The sequence below is a fragment of the Bacillus sp. FSL R5-0560 genome (genome assembly GCF_037966305.1).
Lineage (GTDB): Bacteria > Bacillota > Bacilli > Bacillales > Bacillaceae > Bacillus > Bacillus mojavensis.
Window position 1 is genome coordinate 1,023,065 of sequence record NZ_CP150195.1, and the last position, 20,317, is coordinate 1,043,381.

Here is a 20,317-nt window from a genome sequence, read left to right on the forward strand (position 1 = left end):
GCTCCTCTTTTTTTTCTGTTTATAAAAGGATTGCTGTATTCTATTTGAAGTAGTGATGTATAATATAAAAAACGTGAATACAAGAAAATCCTATTAAGAAGGGTGTTAAGATGTCGTATAATATTAGAGAAGAGATGGAGAAAATAGACCATCACAAGACTAAAAGTTATTTCGAGGAAGTTATAAGTTCTTATGAAAATAAAAATTTTAGATCTGCAATAGTGATGTTATATTCTGTAGTCATTTGTGATTTGATTTATAAACTCTCTGATCTTAGAGATATCCATAACGACCAAAAAGCAGAAAAAGTACTTAATGATTTAAATACTGATAAGGATGAAAATCCAGTTTCGCCACAATGGGAAAATGATTTAATAGAAAAAGCATTTCGAGAAGTAAAGATCCTAGAAAATGATGTGTATTCACATATATTGGCATTGAAAAATGACAGAAATTTATCTGCCCATCCAGTTGTCAGTTCTATCGAGATTTTATACGCACCTACAGAGGAATTAGTTAAATCGCATATTAGAAATATGTTGGACGGTTTGCTTAAAAAGAAACCGATATTTTCAAAGCAAGTTTTTGTTCCATTTCTCATGGAGATTGCAAGGGTTAAGAATGAATTTTCATCAGATGAAAAGTTAAAGACCTATCTTAATTCAAAATATATTAATTACTTTAATGATGAGCTAACAGAGTATGTTTTTAAAAACCTTTGGAAATTTGTCTTCAAAAAGAAGGGGGAAAATGAGGACAAAAATAGAAAGGTGAACTACGATGTTCTTATAATCTTATTAGAACAAAATCAAGATCTGTTAGAGGACCTAGTTAAAAAGGAAACTGAATTATTTAGTGATTTTACTGACGAAACAATAATAGTATCGAAGTTAATTAATTTATTAGCTTTATTTCCAAATATCTTCAAAGAATTGAAAACACATTCTCAACAGATAATTCGAAATAGAGTGAAGGAAAATAATAAGTACAAATATTTAGCACATTTTCTCTTACCATCTGTAAAAGAGCATTTTGAAAAACTTGATTCCGAGTCATATGAATATGAATATATAAACTCTGTAACACCATACGCTCAATATATATTGTTTAAACAAGACGAGATAGTGTTTCTAAAAAAATTAGCGATTAAACATGATTGCTTAGAAGAATTTTATGATCTTATGATCAGTCAACACATACATAGTCAGTTCTTTAAGAATGCTGATTATACGTTTAATTATTGTGTTACGCCATACTATAAGAACTTTAACAAAGAACAATTTGAAAAACTTTTAAAGGGGATTAATGGTAATCCGCAATGCTATAAAAGAAATGATTTTAAGTCTGATTATAAGATAATTAAAGATGAAGTCTGTAAACACTTAGAAGAAGGCTTTGAAGCTAATTATCAAAACATATTTTAATAAGATAAAAGAATTAAAGAGGGCCAATCAGTGCTCTCTTTTTTTTTACAACAATAAAGTCAAGTCTCGAAAGAATTGCTATGCCCGCAAAAAAAACGCAAAGGTGTAGATATATTGTACCTTTTTACAATTCGTCTTTGTAAAATAAAGGGTGTTCTGACATAATACAATTAATGTAAATATTCGCACAATTTTAAGGATGGGGGAATTTTCTTGCGAGGTGTTTTAGATAAAGATAAAATTCCATATGATGTAGTTACAAAAAAGTTGAACGAATGGTATACCCATATAAAAAATGATCAACTTGATCAAGCTAAACTAATAAAAAAAGAAGTTGAAGAAGATCTGAAAACTATGGAAGAAAGTAAAGATGCTTTACTGTATTATCAATTGCTTGAATTCCGACATGAATTATTAGTTAATTATATGAATTCGGAAAAAACAGAAGAATTAAAAACCTCATATCAAGCTATGAAGAGGTTAGAAGAGCAGGGCAATGTTACTGGAATGTTGGAATATTACTTTCATTTCTTTATGGGGATGTATGAATTCAGAAGAAAAGAGTTAACTGCGGCAATAACTTCTTATAGAAAAGCAGAAGCAAAATTAAGCGAAGTAGATGATGAGATTGAAAAAGCAGAATTCTTTTTTAAAGTATCTTATGTTTATTACTATATGAAGCAAACATACTTTTCGCTTAATTATGCCTATAGAGCTCTTGAAATATATAAAAGGTATGATGATTACTTTATACAGAGATTAAGATGTCAATTTATATTAGGCGGAAACTTTATTGACTCTCTGGAATACGAAAAGGCTTTGGACACATTTATGGAAGCATTAAGAATTGCTGAAGAGATTAAAATAGATTATTTAATTGGGATGGCGCACATAAACATAGGTATTTGCTTTGATGAGTTAAAAGATTATGAAAATGCATCAAGTCATCTTAAAAAGGCTTTGGATTTGCTTGAGGTTAATGATCATAGCTTTGTGGCGAAAACTCTTTTTATTTTAACACATGTAAAAATCAAGCAAGATGACAAAGAATCAGCTGGTTTCTTTTTTCAAAAAGGGCATGAGTTTGTAAGAAAATCAAATGATGCTGAATATATTGCCAAATTCAAAATATTAGAAGGACTTTATTTTTCAAATGGTGAATATGAATTAATTAGTGAGGCTTTTGCATATTTTGATTCAATGAAAATGTATGCAGACTTAGAGAACTATGCTATTGAAGTGGCGCAGTATTTTCATCGGAAACAGGACTTTCAACGCTCGAGTGAATATTATATGTTGAGCGTTGAAGCAAGAAACAAAATTAAAAAAGGGGAGATTATTAATGAAACTCAGTCGAGTTATATTGGCAGTAGCAGTGTTAACTAGCGTTCTGTCCTTTTCAACTTTTGATGTGGGAACTAACACCGAATCGATAAAGATCGCTTCGGATAGAGTAGCAGCATAAATAAAAAAAATCCTTCAAACGTTCATCATTGAACGCAAGAAGGATTTTTTTATGCTCACCAATTGTACTCCAAAACTGACGAAAAAATATAAAATACAAGAAAATTAAAAGCAAAAAACACCTTAAAAGCCAAGGTAATTAACTATTTGAACCATTATGTAATCCGTCAGAGGATTACACGTTTTTTTAACGGCCGGGTTCTAAGTCTTCCAGCATTTCCATTACAGTATTGTCATCCATTACATTCATTGCGCTTTGATCGAAATGGATTGGCTCTGCATATTGCTGCTGTCTATTTCTGGTTGTTGTGTCCGTTTGACGATTTTGCTTAGACTGAGACTGATGCTGTTGAGGCTGGCTTTGCTGCTGGCCTGCATGCTGATGCTGACGGCCAGTTTGCTGACGATTTTGAGATTGATCTTGATTATTTCCGCCAAACGCCTGTTTCATCATATCTCCAACATTAGGAAGATCAACCGACTTATTTTGAGCATTCCGGTTGTTCATTTGGCCTGTAATAAACCCGCTGATTTTTTGCCGGATCTGTGGTGATAAAGCAGCAACAAGCATAGTTGAACCGATAACTAAGGCTGTCGGACTGATTCCTTTTCGCTGTTTGAACAACGTGATCCCTCCTTTATAAGTGTATTGATATTTTCCCCGCTCATTAGACAAATTAACCGTTTTATTTCCCGGGAAAGCATTTCCGATATTTTTTCATGCATATTTAGAGCCAATTAGAAAAACCTATAAGTAAAGTGATAAAGGAGGAATTCACATGCTTGGAAAAAAACAAGTCCTTGCGTCCATGCTTCTTATCCCTTTGCTTATGACTGGCTGTGGTATGGCCAATCAGGGTGAGGGCAGACGTGATAATGCAGAGCCTGAAAATGTTAACTACCGCAATCCGGGAAATGACAACGGTACAAGAAATATCAACAATGCAAATGATACCCGTGACAACGTCGACAATAATATGACGAATAATGGTGATAACAATAACGGTAATGATAACCGTCAGTTGGAAGTTGCTGATGATGCTGCCGATAAAATTACCGAAATGAAAGAAGTGAAACACGCAAATGTAATTGTTGCCGGAAATCAAGCGTATGTTGCGGTTGTATTAACAAATGGAAAAGAAGAAGTTGGAAAAGATCTGAAAAAGAAGATCTCCGATAAAGTAAAAGATACTGATAAGAACATGGACAACGTGTATGTTTCTGCAAATCCAGACTTTGTTGACCGGATGCAGGGGTATGGCAAACGAATCCAAAATGGTGATCCGATTGCAGGATTCTTTGATGAATTTAGTCAAACAGTGCAACGTGTATTTCCGCAAGCTGAATAAAAGATAAAAAGCCGCATAACTTGTGCGGCTTTTTTCTTTGCAGAAATGACACGCTGTGAACTAAGGCTGCATAGAGTAAAAATAAAAAGGTACAAGACGGACCGGCTCAGGGAGGGAGACGTTTGCAGGGTGGCATAGGAAAGCGTGCGGCATCCGCTCTATTCCTGTGCGGAGTCCTTGTGATGCTGGCCGTAAGCTCGGCCATCGTATCAAGCACGATGTATATTCTGTCTTTGCCAGGGCAGCAGGCATCTGGGATAACGAAAGAACAAGTGACGAAGCACATGAAGAAAGAGTCATTTACACAGGCCGATGTTTATTACACTTCTAAGGAAAAATCCTTACTGCCATTAACGAAAGAAACGCTTGAATATGCGGTGAGTATTAATCAGGTCATGCTTGAATATTCGAATCCGAAGCCTATTGATATTATTTTTTTTCCTAATGAAAAACAGATGGAGGCTTATTCCGGTTTAATGGATGTTGTCGGCTTTTATTCTGAGCGGGAGCAGCTGATCGGATTATTGCCTGAAGAGAAAAAGCAGCTTTTAGAAGGTGATGAGGTAGCGGTTTATCTGTATCAGAGATTATTGATTCATGAGTACACACACCATGCGTTTCATCAGAAATTACGGGAGCTCGAAGCAGATCCTGATGAGTTCCCTTTATGGTTCCATGAAGGATTAAGCGAGTGGATCGCGAACTATGAATTGCTCATAGATCCGATCACGTTTTCTGTCGTGCCGTTTGACCGTTTGCAGACAGATCAGGACTGGCAGGAAGCTCGATCGGAATATGAAACCGATGTTTATTTGCAAAGTTTTTATATGGTCAATGAGCTGACGGAAACATACGGGAAAGACATTATTTTGGAGATTATAAAGGAAACAGCGAAAAAAGGGGATTTTAAAAAAGGGTTTAAAGCAGCGACACAGGATAGTCTTGATCAATTTGAAGAAGATTTCACCAGATCGTTTGAAGAAAATGCGGCATTGGATAGAACCTATCCAATGCCTTTTTTAATTAATGAAGTCCTTGCTGACCCATACCGCCTTGAGTTGCTTGAGTCGGAGGCATTTGTCCTTGTGCAGGGGCAAAGGAATTTCTCAGTTGTTCCATATCCTGCGCGTCAAGCTGCGGAACTTGGTAGTAACCATGTTTGTTTTGGTAAAGGAAAATCTCAAAAGCCATTTCGACATACTGCTGAATTTGCGCAGACAGTACACGTCTAACGGCCGGATTTGTCATTTCTAGAGAAGCCATCGTCAGCATAGATGCCTGTGCCTTAACAGCACAAAGCATTTGGCGGCTGATGATGCTGTCATCAATATCATTCATAGATTGAACAGGTTTCTTAGGCTGTGCCGGCTGCATGCCGTAAACAGTCTGGTTGTCTTCCTTCATCATATAAGTTGCCGTTTTTTGTGAAGGCTCGCTTCCTGTTTTGAAGCACTCTGCTGTTAAGTTATATTGAGATGTAATGAATTGATATTGGCGGTCAAGGATGTTTAATAATTCCTGATCCTTACAGAATTGTCTCAGCATCATAAACTGATCAAGCACAGTAAGCGTTCCGGAAAGCACCTCGTGCATATCAAACATTTCATGTCCTCCGTGATTCTGATGCGGTTTACCTGGTATCCCTTTGTTCTGTGATTGCTGCTGAAATTGCTGATCCAAACCGAATTCCTCCTTTTTTTTCAGATCAGCTGTATTTTGTGCCTGTCCGCTGTGTTTTATGCAGTGACTGACAGGAATTATATGCTGATTGTCGAAGTGATTAACAAATAAACGAATCATGCAAGATGTAAGGGAGGAAAACTGATGAGGCGTTTTTTGCATGTTGTTTTGATCATGCTTTTCATTTTCTTGAATGTCATGTCCGCTTATGAAGCTGTAAGGGCTGCTGAGCCGGCAGAAGCAATATCGGTTGAAAAAGCGATACAGCAAAAAGAGGGACAAGCTCTTGTCGAAGGATATACAATCGGCCAAGCCGTTTCATCTCAGCATTATAATCTGACGAGTCCTTTTTCAAATGATTATAACGTTGCTATAGCAGACAGCAAAAACGAGACATCACCCAATCACATTCTTCCCGTGCAAATACCCTCCGCGTTCAGAAGCCAATTCGGACTGCAAACGAACCCGCTGCTTCTTGGGAAAAAGATAGCTGTTCAAGGAGAGCTTGAACATTATTTTAATACGACAGGTCTTAAGAAGGTTCAGTCGATGGTCTTAAAGGATGATGCTGAATCTCCGTCGACAGAACAGCCTATTACAATACAGGAAGCGCGCGGCAGAATGAATCAGCATGTCACGATTAAAGGTGTTGTTACTGCCGATCAAAACGCAATCGGAGGCGGAAAGCTGTCGACCTTTATGCAGGATGACACAGGCGGCATCAACATTTATTCGGCAGCGCCAGAGAAGTTCCCTGAGTTAAAAGAAGGAATGGATATTACGGTAACAGGGAAAATAACGACTTACCAAGGGCTTACTGAAATTGTTCCGGATACATCCGGCATCCGTATTATCCAATCCAATCAGCCTCTCCCTGTCCCTGAACCTTCAACGATCAATGAACTGGTCAATGGCAGCTTGGGTGATCAATATGAAGGGCGTCTTGTGACGGTCAAAGCTTATATTTCTTCCATTCCAAATTCTCAAGCGGGCGGCGGTTACAATGTAACAATGATTGATAACGATCACCACGCAATGACATTACGTGTTATGAATGAGACAGGTATCATTGATGGACTGACTGAGAATAAATGGTATGAAATCACAGGCGTGTTGAGCAGATATCAATCCCTTCAGCTTCTTCCGCGAAAATCAGCAGACATCAAGCCGCTTCAAGAGCAGCCTGCCCCGCCGGCTTCAGAAGGCGAATATGAAACTGTGGTTGATCGCGTTGTAGACGGTGACACCATTCATGTCAAAAAACCGATACTTGGTGCGACAAAAATTCGTTTTGTAAATGTAGACACGCCAGAAACGTACCACACACCAAAAAATGAAGCAGATGAAAATCAATTAAGATTTGGAAAGAAAGCATCTGACTATTTAAAAACTGTTTTGTCTCCAGGAGATCACATTACTGTAAAAGTCGGCAGTGAAGCCAAGGACAGCTATGGCAGACTTCTTGGGCAGGTTGTGACTGAAATAGGGTCAAATGTGAATTTAGAACTCGTGAAAAATGGCTATGCTCCAACATATTTTATTTGGCCTGTTGAAAATGAAGAGGATTATCAGGAATTTCAGGCTGCAGTCGCTAATGCAAAAAAAGAGCAAAAAGGCATTTGGAATGAAGCGGATCCTCTTATGGAAATGCCGTTTGAATTTAGAGCCAGAGAGCAGGGAAAAGGGCTGACAAGGTATTTGGGAGACTCATCAAACAAGACCTATGTTGCGCCAGCAGACTGGAAGCAGGTGGCTGTGGAAAACAGGATCTTCTTTGCTTCAGAAGCTGAAGCAGAGAGTGCCGGTTACAAGAAAAAGCAAACCTCTCCCCAAAAAAATATACCGCTTAGGATTTTAAGCATGAACGATTTGCATGGGAAAATCGATCAGCAATATCAGCTTGACCTTGATGGAGACGGCACTCCAGATGGCACATTCGGACGCATGGACTATGCAGCTGCTTATTTGAAAGAGAAAAAGACAGAAAAGAAAAATACGCTCACTGTGCACGCCGGTGATATGATCGGAGGCAGTTCGCCTGTATCATCCCTTCTTCAAGACGAACCAACTGTCGAACTGATGGAGGATATCGGATTTGATGTTGGAACTGTGGGCAATCATGAGTTCGATGAAGGGACGGATGAACTCATGAGAATGTTAAAAGGGGGAGATGATCCGAAAGGCACTAGCGGCTATGACGGGCAAAATTTTCCCCTCGTGTGCGCCAATTGTAAAATGAAGTCTACCGGAGAACCCTTTTTGCCGGCTTATGACATTATAAATGTAGAGGGCATACCCGTTGCTTTTATTGGAGTTGTTACACAGTCGGCGGCCGGAATGGTAATGCCTGACGGAATAAAGGATATTGAGTTTACCGATGAAGTAAAAGCAGTAAATGCTGCTGCCGAAGAGCTGAAGAAAAAAGGCATCAGGGCAATTGCGGTGCTCGCACATATGTCTGCCGAACAAAACGGCAGCACAATAACAGGTGAGTCCGCTGACCTTGCAAACAAATCTGATTCTGAGATAGACATCATTTTTGCAGCGCATAATCATAAGGTCGTCAATGGTGAAGTGAACGGCAAGCTGATCGTTCAGGCGTTTGAATACGGAAAAGCGATAGGTGTCGTTGATCTGGAAATCAATAAACAGACAAGAGACATCGTCAAAAAGTCGGCTGAAATCGAATACGTCGATCAAAGCAAGAAAAAACCTGATGCCAGCGCCTCAGCTATTTTAAGTAAGTATCAGGCCATTGCTGAACCGATTATCAGCGAAGTAGTCGGTGAAGCGGCTGTTGATATGGAAGGCGGTTATTCTAATGATGGCGACACGCCTCTTGGGAATTTGATTGCCGATGGCATGAGAGCGGCGATGAAAACTGATTTTGCGCTAATGAATGGCGGCGGGATACGGGAAGGACTGAAGAAAGGCCCGATTACATGGGGGGATCTTTATAACATTCAGCCGTTCGGAAATGTGTTGACGAAACTTGAGATTAAAGGAAAAGATTTACGGGAGATCATCAATGCGCAAATCTCACCGGTTTTCGGCCCTGACTACAGCATAAGCGGGTTTACGTATACGTGGGATAAAGATACAGGCAAAGCAGTTGAGATAAAAATGGCAGATGGAACCGAAATCCAGCCGGATGCCACATACACATTGACCGTTAATCATTTTATGGCGACGGCGACAGGAGCCAAATACCAGCCAATCGGATTGCTTGGGAAACATCCGGTTACAGGGCCTGAGGATTTAGAAGCGACTGTAGAGTATGTAAAAAGCTTTGAAAAGCCGATTTCATATACGAAAGAAGGCAGAATTAAACTGGCTGAAGACAGTCATGCCGAAGACCCAGTCACTAAAGACCCGGCAGACAGTCCGGGAACAGACGATCCAGGCAAGGTAAATCCGACACCTGGGGAAGAACAGCCTGATCTAAAAGAGACCCCGGGCATTGCTCCGGTCCATCAGCTCCCGCCTGCAGTCATTTCGACCTTTGAAGAATTTACAACAAAGACCAATCAGCCTGCTACTGCCGCCGGCCGTTTAAACACACTGCCTTTGCATAAAGAAGGTAAGGAAAGCGGCTCTGATCCTAAGCTCCCGGATACGTCAGCAGGATACTACAACTTTATTGTGATCGGTGCAGCGGTCTCACTGTCCGGAACGTATTTATATATTAGAAGGAAAAGGAGTGCCGCTACAACGTGAAAAAATATATTCCTCTTGTAATCATTGTGATCGGTCTTGCGATCACTGGATACGGGGGCTTTAAATTGATTGATACCAGCATGAAAACTGAGCAAACATTAAAAGAAGCAAAAAAGGCGGCTGAACAGCCGCCGGCCATTGCAGGCACGAAGAAAAACGCTAATCAAGCCGAAAAAAAATCATCGTTTAAGCCGAAAACAGGTCAAGCGAGCGGCATACTGGAAATCCCTAAAATCAATGCGGAGCTTCCAATCGTGGAAGGAACCGATGCTGATGACTTAGAAAAAGGTGTGGGGCACTACAAGGACAGCTTTTATCCAGATGAAAACGGACAAATTGTGCTGTCAGGACATCGTGATACTGTGTTTCGCCGGACGGGAGAGCTTGAAAAAGGTGACCGGCTCAACATCATCCTGTCATATGGTGATTTTACATATGAAATTGAAAAAACAAAAATTGTAGACAAGGATGATACGTCCATTATTACGCTGCAGCACGAAAAGGAAGAGCTCATACTGACCACCTGCTATCCTTTTTCATACGTCGGAAATGCCCCAAAACGTTATATTATTTACGGAAAACGTATTTCGTAAAAAAAGCCGCAGGTCAATCTCAGCGGCTTTTTTTCATGATAAATAAGTATGGCAAAGACTTTCAATATCAGCAGGAAGCGGTGCCTCGGCAACGACCAGTTCTCCGGTAATCGGATGAACAGCCTGTACCTTTTTGGCATGAAGCGCCTGCCTGTTAAGAAATTGGCCCCCGCCTCCGTAAAGTGTATCGCCCGTTAGCGGATGGCCGATGCTTGCCATATGCACACGAATTTGATGCGTTCTGCCCGTTTCCAGCTCTAATTCAGCAAGCGAGAGCTTTTCTCCCGCATTGACAGTAAGGGTACGGTAATGGGTGACGGCGGCTTGTCCGCCTGGTGAAACCCGCCGTCTTGTCGGGTGTGATCTGTCTCTTCCAATCGGCGAATCAATTTTGCCTTTTTTGGGCTTCAGCTTTCCTTCAACAATTGCGAGATATGTACGCTTCAGCGTCTTTTTCTCTAACTGCTGATCTAAGATGGCATGCGCCAAACGGTGCTTGGCGAATACGACAGCACCCGATGTATCCTGATCAAGACGGTGGACATGGCGCACTTTGATTGTTTCGCCATTTACCTGAAAGTGGTATGCAATCAAATTGGCGAGCGTACCGGTCTGACCTTCTTCATTGGGATGAGTGGAAATACCGGCTGGTTTATTGACGATTAACATGTGGCGGTCTTCAAATAAAATATCAAGCTCTCCATACTCAGGTATGACAGAGGATTCTTCGTTTTCCTGAAGATCAATAAACAGGCGGTCATTCTTTTTTACGAGTATGTTGTTTTTGACAGCCTCATGATTGATTTTTATATTGTGATGAGTCATCCATTCTTGGATAACGGGTTTCGAAGCTTTGAGCTCTGTTTTCAGCACGGAAAATAGCCATTGTCCGTCCTGTTTTTCACTGATTATCAGCTCTAGCCCTTTGCCTTTTTCTTTCATGATCAAATGGCTCCTTTTTCGCGTGAAAGGCCGTTGATTCTCATAGGAAACACTTACCTTAACATTCGCGTTTTTTTCTGTGATATTCTTGAGAAAGACTTTGGATATTCGATGGCAAGAAAGGTGATAGACGTGAGAATTATGAACGCAGCAACTGAAGAACAGGAAAGCTTTATCAAGGAACTGTCAATGGAGCTTTTCCATCATGTATTTCCTCTTTATTTCTCCGAACTGGACATTCAGCGCTTTAAAAAGAAAGGCGTTCTGTCTTTAAATAACCAATATTACCAAGGAACATTAAAAGAAGCTTTTCAAATTATGGCTTGTCTGCAAATGATACATATTATCCTGACAAAGCCTTCACCGCACGATGACTTAAGTGATCAAGCCATTTTTAATAAAAACAGCAAGTTGCTGAATGATTGCGGAATATATTTTCCGTTTGCTTTATCTGATTTTCAAATGAAAACAAATAAAGCTTTATCCGGTCACAGAAGACTGATATAATCTCGCAGCAAGAGCTTTTCCGTTTCAAGAAAAGCTCTTTTTGCATCAGAGAAATCATACCACAAAACCTTTCCTGCAACTCCCTTTTTAATCATCCGGTGTCTGAACATACTAATGATTGAAAGGGGTGCTGACCAATGAGTTCAGTTAAACATTCAATGACAACGCAGGTAGCAACCGTTTCTCCGAATCAAACGATTCAGGAAGCGGCTTCTCTGATGAAACAGCATAACGTCGGGGCGATTCCCGTTGTAGAGCAAGGTGTTTTAAAAGGAATGCTGACTGACCGTGACATTGCATTGAGAACCACAGCTCAGGGCCGAGATGGCCAGACACCCGTTTCAGAAGTGATGTCAACAGACCTCGTATCAGGAAACCCTAATATGAGTCTGGAAGACGCGTCGCAGCTGATGGCCCAGCACCAAATCCGCCGCCTTCCTATTGTAGATCAAAACAATCTAGTCGGGATCGTTGCGCTTGGAGACCTGGCTGTCAATCAGATGTCGAACGAGTCTGCTGGAGAAGCGCTGACAAACATTTCTCATCAAAACTTGCATTAATTAGAAAGAGCTTGCAGTGTGCAGGCTCTTTCTTCACATAGACCCTTACTTTTTGAAAGCAGAGACGTTTCGGGGTATAGTGTATACATATGTCTCAATTCGGGCCAAAGGAGTTGTACGCAGTGATAAAAGCGTTAATTTTTGATTTTGACGGGCTTATTCTTGATACAGAAACGCATGAATATGAAGTCCTTCAGGAAATTTTTGAGGAACATGGCTCAGTACTGCCACTATCCGTATGGGGAAAGGTTATCGGAACAGCGGCGGGATTTCGGCCATTTGAATACTTAGAAGAGCAGATAGGCAAAAAGCTGAACCATGAAGAGCTGACAAAACTGAGAAGAGACCGGTTTGCAAAACGCATGGAAACAGAAAAAGCGAGACCAGGTGTTGAAGCGTATCTGAATGCGGCAAAGGATTTAGGCTTAAAAGTAGGTCTGGCTTCCAGCTCAGATTATAAATGGGTATCCGGCCATTTGAAGCAACTGGGCCTGTTTGACGAATTCGAAGTGATTCAGACAGCTGATGATGTAGAAGAGGTCAAGCCCAATCCCGAGCTGTATTTGTTAGCGGCAAAGAATCTTGGAGTATCGCCGTCGGAATGTCTCGCATTCGAGGATTCCGTCAATGGTTCGATTGCTGCCAAGCGAGCGGGCATGAAGTGTGTCATCGTTCCGAATCAAGTAACAGGCACCCTGATGTTTGAAGAATATGATCACAGGCTCGAATCAATGGCGGAGATGGAACTCACCCTATTGCTTGATCATCTAAACGCACAAAAATAGAAAGGAGCGAGTAGATTGTCTGAGAAATTAGATTTGACCCGTTTTGAAAAGAAAATGGTCATCCGTAATATCGAAGAGAAAGATATCGACAACATTATCGACCTTCAAAAGGACTGCTTTCCAGGCATGGAGCCGTGGAAGCGCGAGCATTTAATCAGCCATCTGGAGCATTTTCCCGAAGGGCAGTTTTGTGCAGAATTCGAAGGTGAAATCATCGGTTCGTGCTCAAGCCTCTTAATTAACTTTGATGAATATGATGACCGCCATACGTGGCAGGACATTACAGATGACGGATACATCACCAATCACAATCCGGATGGCTTAAACATGTACGGGATCGAGGTCATGGTGCATCCTGATTACAGACGGATGAAAATCGGCCATCGTTTGTATGAGGCAAGAAAGGATTTGGCAAGACGCTTAAATCTGAAAAGCATCATCATAGGCGGACGGATACCGAACTATCATAAATATGCTGATGAAATGACGGCGAGAGAGTATGTTGAACAGGTAACACGCCATCAAATTTACGATCCGGTTCTTTCCTTTCAGCTGATGAACGGTTTTACCCTGATGCGGATTAACCCGGATTATCTCCCGGATGATACAGCTTCATTCAAATATGCGACGCTGATGGAATGGAATAATGTCGATTATCTGCCGCAGCAGACAAAGCGTTATTATAAATCGGCCTTCCCTGTGAGAATTTGTGTCATCCAATACGAAATGAAAAAAATCTATTCCTTCGAGGAATTTGCGAATCAAGTAGAGTACTATGTCGATGTTGCGTCTGACGCGAGATCCGATTTTGCAGTGTTCCCGGAAATTTTCACAACCCAGCTGATGTCCTTCCTTGAGGAACGTTCACCAAGCTTGGCGGTACAGAGAATTACTGAGTATACTGAGGATTACATCAGTCTGTTTACAGACTTGGCTGTTAAGTATAATGTCAACATCATCGGCGGATCTCATTTCGTAGAAGAGGAAGGGAAAATTTATAATATCGCCTACCTGTTCAGACGCGATGGGACGATTGAGAAGCAATATAAACTGCATATTACGCCGAATGAACGCAAATGGTGGGGAATCAGTGCGGGCGACCAGGTGCGTGTGTTTGATACGGACTGCGGAAAAATTGCGATCCAAATTTGCTATGACATTGAATTTCCTGAGCTTGCCCGCATTGCGGCCGATAAAGGCGCCAAAATTATTTTTACGCCTTTTTGTACGGAAGACCGTCAAGGCTACTTGCGTGTCAGATACTGTTCACAGGCAAGAGCGGTCGAAAATCAAATTTATACCGTCATTTCCGGAACGGTTGGAAACCTGCCGCAAACGGAAAATATGGATATCCAATATGCTCAGTCAGGCATCTTTGCTCCTTCTGATTTTGAATTTGCAAGAGACGGCATCGTTGGGGAAACCAACCCGAATATTGAAATGGTCGTCATTGGCGATGTTGACTTAGAAATTCTCAGAAGACAGCGCCAAAACGGAACGGTGCGCCAGCTCAAAGACAGACGCCGTGATATATACCACATACACTATAAGAAATAATGCGAAGGCCCGCCTGAATTGGCGGGCTTTTTTTAAAAAAGCGGAATTGAAACGCTGCCGCGCTTTCTCTACAATAGAAATAAATATGTTACATCGGAAAAAAAGGTGCCTTATGGAGTTTTTGCTTGTTTTAGTTCCTGTTTTCGGAATCTTCGCAATTGGTTATATCGGACAGAAAACACTCGGTTTTGATATACAGACACTGTCCAAAATGTCCTTATATTTAATGTCTCCTTTTTTGGCTTTTGATACGTTTTATTCAAACGAGCTGACGATGGACTATGTGTATCTGTCTATTTTTGTGCTGGGTCTATGCTTGGTTCTAGTGCTGTTGGTCTCCTTTTTATCCTTTTTTCATAAGTATTCGAATCAAGATCGCTGTGCCATGATTCTCTCATCTGCCTTTATGAATAACGGCAATTACGGCACGCCTGTCGTACTGCTTGTGTTTGGGACGGCGGGGCTGGATACGGCTGTTGTGTTAATGGTCTTGCAGCAGTTAATTATGAGCACCATCGGCATGTATTACGCTGCAAAGGGCGGTTCGGAGGAAGGCGGATGTAAAACGGTGATGACTCGGGTTATCCGTATGCCTGTGGTGTACGGAGCACTTATAGGGACGATACTTCAGCTTATGCATATTTCAATTCCCAAAGAGTTAATGACAGGCATTGAACTGGTCGGAAATGCCACGGTACCGACGATCATGATTATTCTTGGCATGCAGCTTGCGCTGATATCTTTCAAGAATATTGAATACAGAAAAATTTCTTATTCTCTGCTGCTGAAGCTGATGGTATCTCCGTTCATTGCGCTGGGTTTTACATCGATTTTGCCTGTGGATGACATGACGAAGCAAATTATGATTCTCGTAGCAGCCATGCCGACCGCTGCCAATACGACCTTAATGGCCGTTCAGTTTAATACAAGGCCTGAGGTCGTTTCCAGTGCCACTTTTATCAGCACAATGCTGAGCATAGTCACTTTGCCGGTCCTGCTTTGGATGCTGCATCCTCTTTCTTCTTGATGAAAGAGGATGTTTTAATTACCCGGAGGTTTATTGACTCCTTTGTCGTCTGGCTTTATATTGAAGTCAGGGAAATCATCACCTAGACATCACATAAGAGAAGGTCTGTTTCAATTTATTGAACGCTAATGAAATGGAGATGATGGGGATGGAAAACATTCAGCAAAATCAGGGATTAAAGCAAAAGGATGAGCAATTCGTGTGGCATGCTATGAAGGGAGCGCATCAAGCGGACAGTCTGATTGCCCAAAAAGCGGAAGGAGCATGGGTGACTGATATAGACGGACGCCGCTATCTTGATGCGATGTCCGGTTTATGGTGCGTTAATATTGGTTACGGCAGAAAAGAGCTTGCGGAGGCTGCCTATGAACAATTAAAGGAATTGCCGTATTACCCGTTAACGCAAAGTCACGCACCTGCGATTCAATTGGCGGAAAAGCTGAATGAGTGGCTTGGCGGCGATTATGTGATTTTCTTTTCCAACAGCGGATCGGAAGCGAATGAAACCGCTTTTAAGATCGCTCGCCAGTACCATCTGGAAAACGGCGACCACAGCCGTTATAAATTCATCTCTAGATATAGAGCCTATCATGGCAATACGTTGGGAGCGCTCTCTGCCACCGGTCAGGCACAGCGGAAATATAAATATGAACCGTTAAGCCAAGGATTCCTGCACGCCGCCCCGCCTGATGTCTACCGAAATCCTGAAGACGCCGATACGCTAGAGAGCGCAAATGAAATTGACCGTATCATGACATGGGAATTAAGCGAAACGATTGCCGGTGTCATTATGGAGCCAATTATTACAGGCGGAGGCATTTTAATGCCGCCGGACGGATATATGAAGAAAGTGGAGGAAATCTGCCGCCGTCACGGCGCCCTGCTGATTTGTGACGAAGTCATCTGCGGATTTGGGCGGACTGGCAAGCCGTTCGGATATATGCACTACGGCGTGAAGCCCGATATCATTACAATGGCGAAAGGAATTACAAGCGCGTATCTGCCATTGTCAGCGACCGCGGTTAAACGGGAAATTTTTGAAGCCTACCAAGGAGAAGCTCCCTATGACCGTTTCCGCCACGTCAACACATTCGGCGGCAGCCCGGCAGCCTGCGCATTGGCTTTGAAAAACCTGCAAATTATGGAGGACGAACAGCTGATTCAGCGATCCCGCGATCTCGGAGCAGAGCTTTTAGGTGAGCTTCAGTCATTGAAAGAACACCCTGCAGTAGGGGATGTAAGGGGGAAAGGGCTGCTGGTCGGAATCGAGCTTGTCAAAAATAAACTGACGAAAGAGCCGGCTGGCGCTGACCAAGTGAACCAAGTGGTAGCGGCATGCAAAGAGAAAGGGCTGATCATCGGCAAAAACGGCGATACAGTCGCCCGATTCAACAATGTCATTCAGCTCGCCCCGCCATTTTGTCTGACAGAAGAGGACCTTGCATTTATCGTAAAAACAGTGAAGGAAAGCATACTCACGATTTGATACAAAAGTGATTTGTTAAAGGAGCACACTATGAGTTTTCACAACCAGCCTATTTTACCGGCTATTCGTAATATGAAGCAATTTGATGAGTTTTTAAACAGTTCGTTTTCATACGGCGTGATACTTGATATTCATCTCGGACAATTAAAGGGTGTGATCAGAGAGGCGCAAAAGCACGGGAAGAAGATGATGGTCCATGTTGATTTAATTCAAGGGATCAAACATGATGAATACGGAGCGGAATTTATCTGCCAGGATATTAAGCCGGCGGGGATTATCTCAACTAGATCAAACGTGATTGCAAAAGCGAAGCAGAAAAAAATTTATGCGATCCAGCGTTTGTTTCTGCTTGATACAAGCGCAATGGAAAAAAGCATGGAGTTTGTCGGCAAGCATAAGCCTGACTTCATTGAAGTACTGCCGGGCATCGTGCCGTCACTTATTCAGGAAATTAAAGAGAAAACAGGTATCCCTATCTTTGCGGGAGGTTTCATCCGCACAGAACAGGATGTAGAACAGGCCCTGAAAGCTGGTGCCGTTGCTGTCACAACATCTAACACCAAATTATGGAAAAAATATGAAAGCTTTTTGACAAAAAGTGATTGACACCGCTTTCATCCACTGATACAATTGCACTAGGTTAATACAATGTGATGGAGAATCCGGAGACCACAGCAGCTCTTTACGGTAAAGGTTATACACCCGTAAAGCGGTTTGTTGTGGTTTTTTTATTCCCTATCATACTTCTTAATCGCAACCTTAGGAGGAATTATCTATGACAGCATTTTGGGGAGAACTAATCGGTACGATGCTGCTTGTTATTTTTGGCGCAGGTGTTTGTGCAGGAGTTAATTTAAAGAAATCGCTTTCATATCAATCTGGATGGATTGTTATTGTATTTGGATGGGGATTGGGTGTGGCAATGGCCGCTTATGCGGTCGGCGGCATCAGCGGCGCCCATCTCAATCCCGCGTTAACAATAGCATTTGCTTTTATTGGTGATTTTCCGTGGAAAGAGGTTCCGGTATACATTGCGGCGCAGATGATCGGAGCAATGATCGGTGCGGTGGTTGTTTACCTTCATTACCTGCCGCATTGGAAGTCTACCGATGATCCCGCTGCCAAGCTGGGTGTTTTCTCAACCGGACCCAGCATTCCGCATACGTTTGCAAACGTTTTAAGTGAGGTTATTGGGACATTTGTCCTTGTGCTTGGAATTTTGGCGATTGGGGCAAATGAGTTTACAGAGGGACTTAACCCTTTAATCGTCGGTTTTCTCATTGTTGCTATCGGTATTTCTCTTGGAGGAACCACTGGATATGCAATTAATCCCGCCCGCGACTTAGGCCCGCGGATTGCCCACGCACTTCTGCCGATTCCGGGGAAAGGATCATCTAACTGGAAGTACGCATGGGTTCCTGTTGCCGGCCCGATTTTGGGCGGATCATTCGGCGGTGTATTTTACAACGCCGCGTTTCGGGGGCAGATCACGAGCAGTTTCTGGATTGTAAGCGTTGTATTAGTTGTGGTATTGTTAGGACTCTATGGCTATACGAAAAAACATGCAGCTAAAACACTATCAAATTCAAAATATATTTAGGCAAAGGGGAGACATCTTATGGAAACTTACATTTTATCCTTAGATCAAGGGACAACAAGTTCAAGAGCGATTCTGTTTGATAAAGAAGGCAAGATCGTTCACTCTGCTCAAAAGGAATTTACACAATATTTCCCGCATCCAGGATGGGTCGAGCATAATGCAAATGAAATTTGGGGCTCTGTCCTTGCTGTTATCGCATCAGTCATTTCGGAATCGGGAATCAGCGCCTCTCAAATTGCCGGAATCGGCATTACCAACCAAAGGGAAACAGCGGTTGTTTGGGATAAAGATACAGGAAAGCCTGTGTATAATGCGATCGTTTGGCAGTCACGACAAACGGCTGGAATCTGCGAGGAGCTTCGTGAAAAAGGATATAATGATACCTTCAGAGATAAAACAGGCCTTTTGATAGATCCATATTTTTCTGGCACGAAGGTGAAATGGATTTTAGACAATGTGGAAGGCGCCAGAGAAAAAGCGGAAAAAGGCGAGCTCTTGTTTGGAACGATTGATACATGGCTCATTTGGAAAATGTCAGGCGGAAAAGCGCACGTGACGGATTATTCCAATGCCTCAAGAACGCTGATGTTTAATATTTACGATTTGAAATGGGACGATGAGCTGCTTGAGATTTTAGGCGTGCCGAAATCAATGCTTCCTGAAGTCAAACCGTCCTCTCATGTGTATGCGGAGACAGTTGACTATCACTTCTTCGGAAAAAATATTCCGATTGCGGGAGCGGCAGGCGATCAGCAGTCCGCGCTGTTCGGCCAGGCGTGCTTTGAAGCAGGCATGGGGAAAAACACATACGGCACAGGATGTTTTATGCTGATGAATACAGGGGAAAAAGCAATTAAGTCGGAACACGGGCTGCTGACAACGATCGCCTGGGGCATTGACGGTAAAGTTGAATATGCTTTAGAAGGAAGTATTTTTGTCGCAGGCTCAGCCATCCAATGGCTTAGAGACGGAATGAGAATGTTCCAAGACTCTTCGCTTAGCGAATCATACGCGGAAAAGGTTGATTCAACTGACGGCGTATATGTCGTTCCGGCCTTTGTCGGCTTGGGAACGCCTTACTGGGACAGCGATGTGCGCGGGTCTGTTTTCGGCCTGACAAGAGGCACAACAAAAGAACATTTTATCCGTGCCACGCTGGAGTCATTGGCTTATCAGACGAAAGATGTGCTTGATGCAATGGAAGCGGATTCTAAGATTTCATTGAAAACGCTTCGTGTGGATGGCGGCGTTGTTAAAAATAACTTTTTGATGCAGTTTCAAGGGGATATTTTGGATGTGCCTGTGGAACGACCGGAAATCAATGAAACAACTGCGCTTGGCGCGGCATATTTGGCAGGTATCGCTGTGGGATTCTGGAAGGATCGTTCTGAAATTATCAACCAGTGGAAACTGGATAAGCGTTATGAACCTAAATTGGAAGAAGAAAAACGAAATGAGCTGTATACAGGCTGGCAAAAAGCCGTTAAAGCAGCTATGGCTTTTAAATAAGATAAGAGTATGTTATAATGGTGACAAGTTAATAAGAACGGTCCTGAGATGAGGAGAGACCACAGCACCAAAGTGTGAACATGCACTTTGGCTGTTGTGGTCTCTTTTTCTATTTAC

17 protein-coding genes and 1 pseudogene are annotated in these 20,317 nt (G+C 42.2%); 15 read left to right on the forward strand and 3 right to left on the reverse strand.

Translation table 11 applies throughout. The annotated features are described in order from the left end of the window. Window positions 1-110: 110 nt before the first annotated feature. Both NST56_RS05130 and NST56_RS05135 read left to right on the forward strand, forming a co-directional pair. A complete protein-coding gene (locus tag NST56_RS05130; protein ID WP_339180477.1) occupies window positions 111-1,424 on the forward strand; it encodes a hypothetical protein in 1,314 nt (437 codons plus the stop codon). Between the two features lie 213 nt (window positions 1,425-1,637). Beyond that, window positions 1,638-2,810 (forward strand): Rap family tetratricopeptide repeat protein, encoded by a 1,173-nt coding sequence (locus NST56_RS05135; protein WP_339180480.1) that lies wholly within the window; start codon window positions 1,638-1,640, stop codon window positions 2,808-2,810. A 265-nt stretch (window positions 2,811-3,075) separates the two neighbouring features. Here the strand turns inward: NST56_RS05135 and NST56_RS05140 are convergent, their stop codons facing one another. Continuing rightward, window positions 3,076-3,513, reverse strand: coding sequence for a hypothetical protein (locus tag NST56_RS05140; protein ID WP_326192500.1), 438 nt, complete (start codon window positions 3,511-3,513; stop codon window positions 3,076-3,078). A 154-nt stretch (window positions 3,514-3,667) separates the two neighbouring features. Between NST56_RS05140 and NST56_RS05145 the strand changes: the two genes are divergently transcribed. Together NST56_RS05145 and NST56_RS05150 are read left to right on the forward strand one after the other, a co-directional pair. Beyond that, the gene (locus NST56_RS05145; RefSeq protein WP_010333516.1) at window positions 3,668-4,237 is read left to right on the forward strand and encodes a YhcN/YlaJ family sporulation lipoprotein; all 570 of its coding nucleotides are present in this window, start codon (window positions 3,668-3,670) and stop codon (window positions 4,235-4,237) included. 122 nt (window positions 4,238-4,359) lie between these two features. Next, a pseudogene (locus NST56_RS05150) lies at window positions 4,360-5,335 on the forward strand (hypothetical protein); the annotation flags it as partial. On the opposite strand, the gene NST56_RS05155 reads toward NST56_RS05150, so the two are convergent. After that, complete coding sequence (locus NST56_RS05155) at window positions 5,261-5,917, reverse strand: spore coat protein (protein WP_229147607.1); 657 nt, start codon at window positions 5,915-5,917, stop codon at window positions 5,261-5,263. The pseudogene NST56_RS05150 and the gene NST56_RS05155 overlap by 75 nt on opposite strands. A gap of 141 nt (window positions 5,918-6,058) precedes the next feature. Here NST56_RS05155 and NST56_RS05160 point away from each other — a divergent pair, with 141 nt between their 5' ends. Beyond that, on the forward strand, window positions 6,059-9,634 hold the full coding sequence (locus tag NST56_RS05160) for a 5'-nucleotidase C-terminal domain-containing protein (protein ID WP_339182083.1): 3,576 nt from the start codon (window positions 6,059-6,061) through the stop codon (window positions 9,632-9,634). Further along, window positions 9,631-10,227 carry a sortase SrtA gene (gene srtA / locus NST56_RS05165; RefSeq protein ID WP_268446603.1) on the forward strand — a complete coding sequence of 199 codons (597 nt, stop codon included), beginning with the start codon at window positions 9,631-9,633 and terminating at the stop codon, window positions 10,225-10,227. Before NST56_RS05160 ends, srtA begins: the two co-directional genes overlap by 4 nt. A gap of 33 nt (window positions 10,228-10,260) precedes the next feature. On the opposite strand, the gene NST56_RS05170 is transcribed toward srtA, so the two are convergent. Beyond that, window positions 10,261-11,169, reverse strand: a complete 909-nt coding sequence (locus tag NST56_RS05170; RefSeq protein WP_326192501.1) for an RluA family pseudouridine synthase — start codon at window positions 11,167-11,169, stop codon at window positions 10,261-10,263. A gap of 111 nt (window positions 11,170-11,280) precedes the next feature. On the opposite strand from NST56_RS05170, the gene NST56_RS05175 reads away from it, so the two are divergent. The 9 genes from NST56_RS05175 (at window position 11,281) to glpK (ending at window position 20,200) form a co-directional block, all read left to right on the forward strand. Beyond that, window positions 11,281-11,676, forward strand: a complete 396-nt coding sequence (locus NST56_RS05175; RefSeq protein ID WP_339180488.1) for a YhcU family protein — start codon at window positions 11,281-11,283, stop codon at window positions 11,674-11,676. A 137-nt stretch (window positions 11,677-11,813) separates the two neighbouring features. Further along, on the forward strand, window positions 11,814-12,236 hold the full coding sequence (locus NST56_RS05180; RefSeq protein ID WP_010333523.1) for a CBS domain-containing protein: 423 nt from the start codon (window positions 11,814-11,816) through the stop codon (window positions 12,234-12,236). A 122-nt stretch (window positions 12,237-12,358) separates the two neighbouring features. Then, a complete protein-coding gene (locus NST56_RS05185) occupies window positions 12,359-13,021 on the forward strand; it encodes an HAD family hydrolase (RefSeq protein WP_010333524.1) in 663 nt (220 codons plus the stop codon). Between the two features lie 15 nt (window positions 13,022-13,036). Beyond that, window positions 13,037-14,578: a bifunctional GNAT family N-acetyltransferase/carbon-nitrogen hydrolase family protein gene (locus NST56_RS05190; RefSeq protein WP_010333525.1), complete on the forward strand. Its 1,542-nt coding sequence runs from the start codon at window positions 13,037-13,039 to the stop codon at window positions 14,576-14,578. A gap of 112 nt (window positions 14,579-14,690) precedes the next feature. Then, window positions 14,691-15,605 (forward strand): AEC family transporter, encoded by a 915-nt coding sequence (locus tag NST56_RS05195; RefSeq protein WP_339180492.1) that lies wholly within the window; start codon window positions 14,691-14,693, stop codon window positions 15,603-15,605. A gap of 133 nt (window positions 15,606-15,738) precedes the next feature. Further along, entirely contained in the window at window positions 15,739-17,091 is a 1,353-nt protein-coding gene (locus NST56_RS05200) for an aspartate aminotransferase family protein (RefSeq protein ID WP_339182086.1), read from the forward strand. A 30-nt stretch (window positions 17,092-17,121) separates the two neighbouring features. Continuing rightward, the gene (gene glpP, locus NST56_RS05205) at window positions 17,122-17,697 is read left to right on the forward strand and encodes a glycerol uptake operon antiterminator GlpP (RefSeq protein WP_339180494.1); all 576 of its coding nucleotides are present in this window, start codon (window positions 17,122-17,124) and stop codon (window positions 17,695-17,697) included. 169 nt (window positions 17,698-17,866) lie between these two features. After that, window positions 17,867-18,691 carry an MIP/aquaporin family protein gene (locus NST56_RS05210; RefSeq protein ID WP_010333528.1) on the forward strand — a complete coding sequence of 275 codons (825 nt, stop codon included), beginning with the start codon at window positions 17,867-17,869 and terminating at the stop codon, window positions 18,689-18,691. Between the two features lie 18 nt (window positions 18,692-18,709). Next, entirely contained in the window at window positions 18,710-20,200 is a 1,491-nt protein-coding gene (gene glpK / locus NST56_RS05215; RefSeq protein WP_010333529.1) for a glycerol kinase GlpK, read from the forward strand. Window positions 20,201-20,317 lie beyond the last annotated feature (117 nt).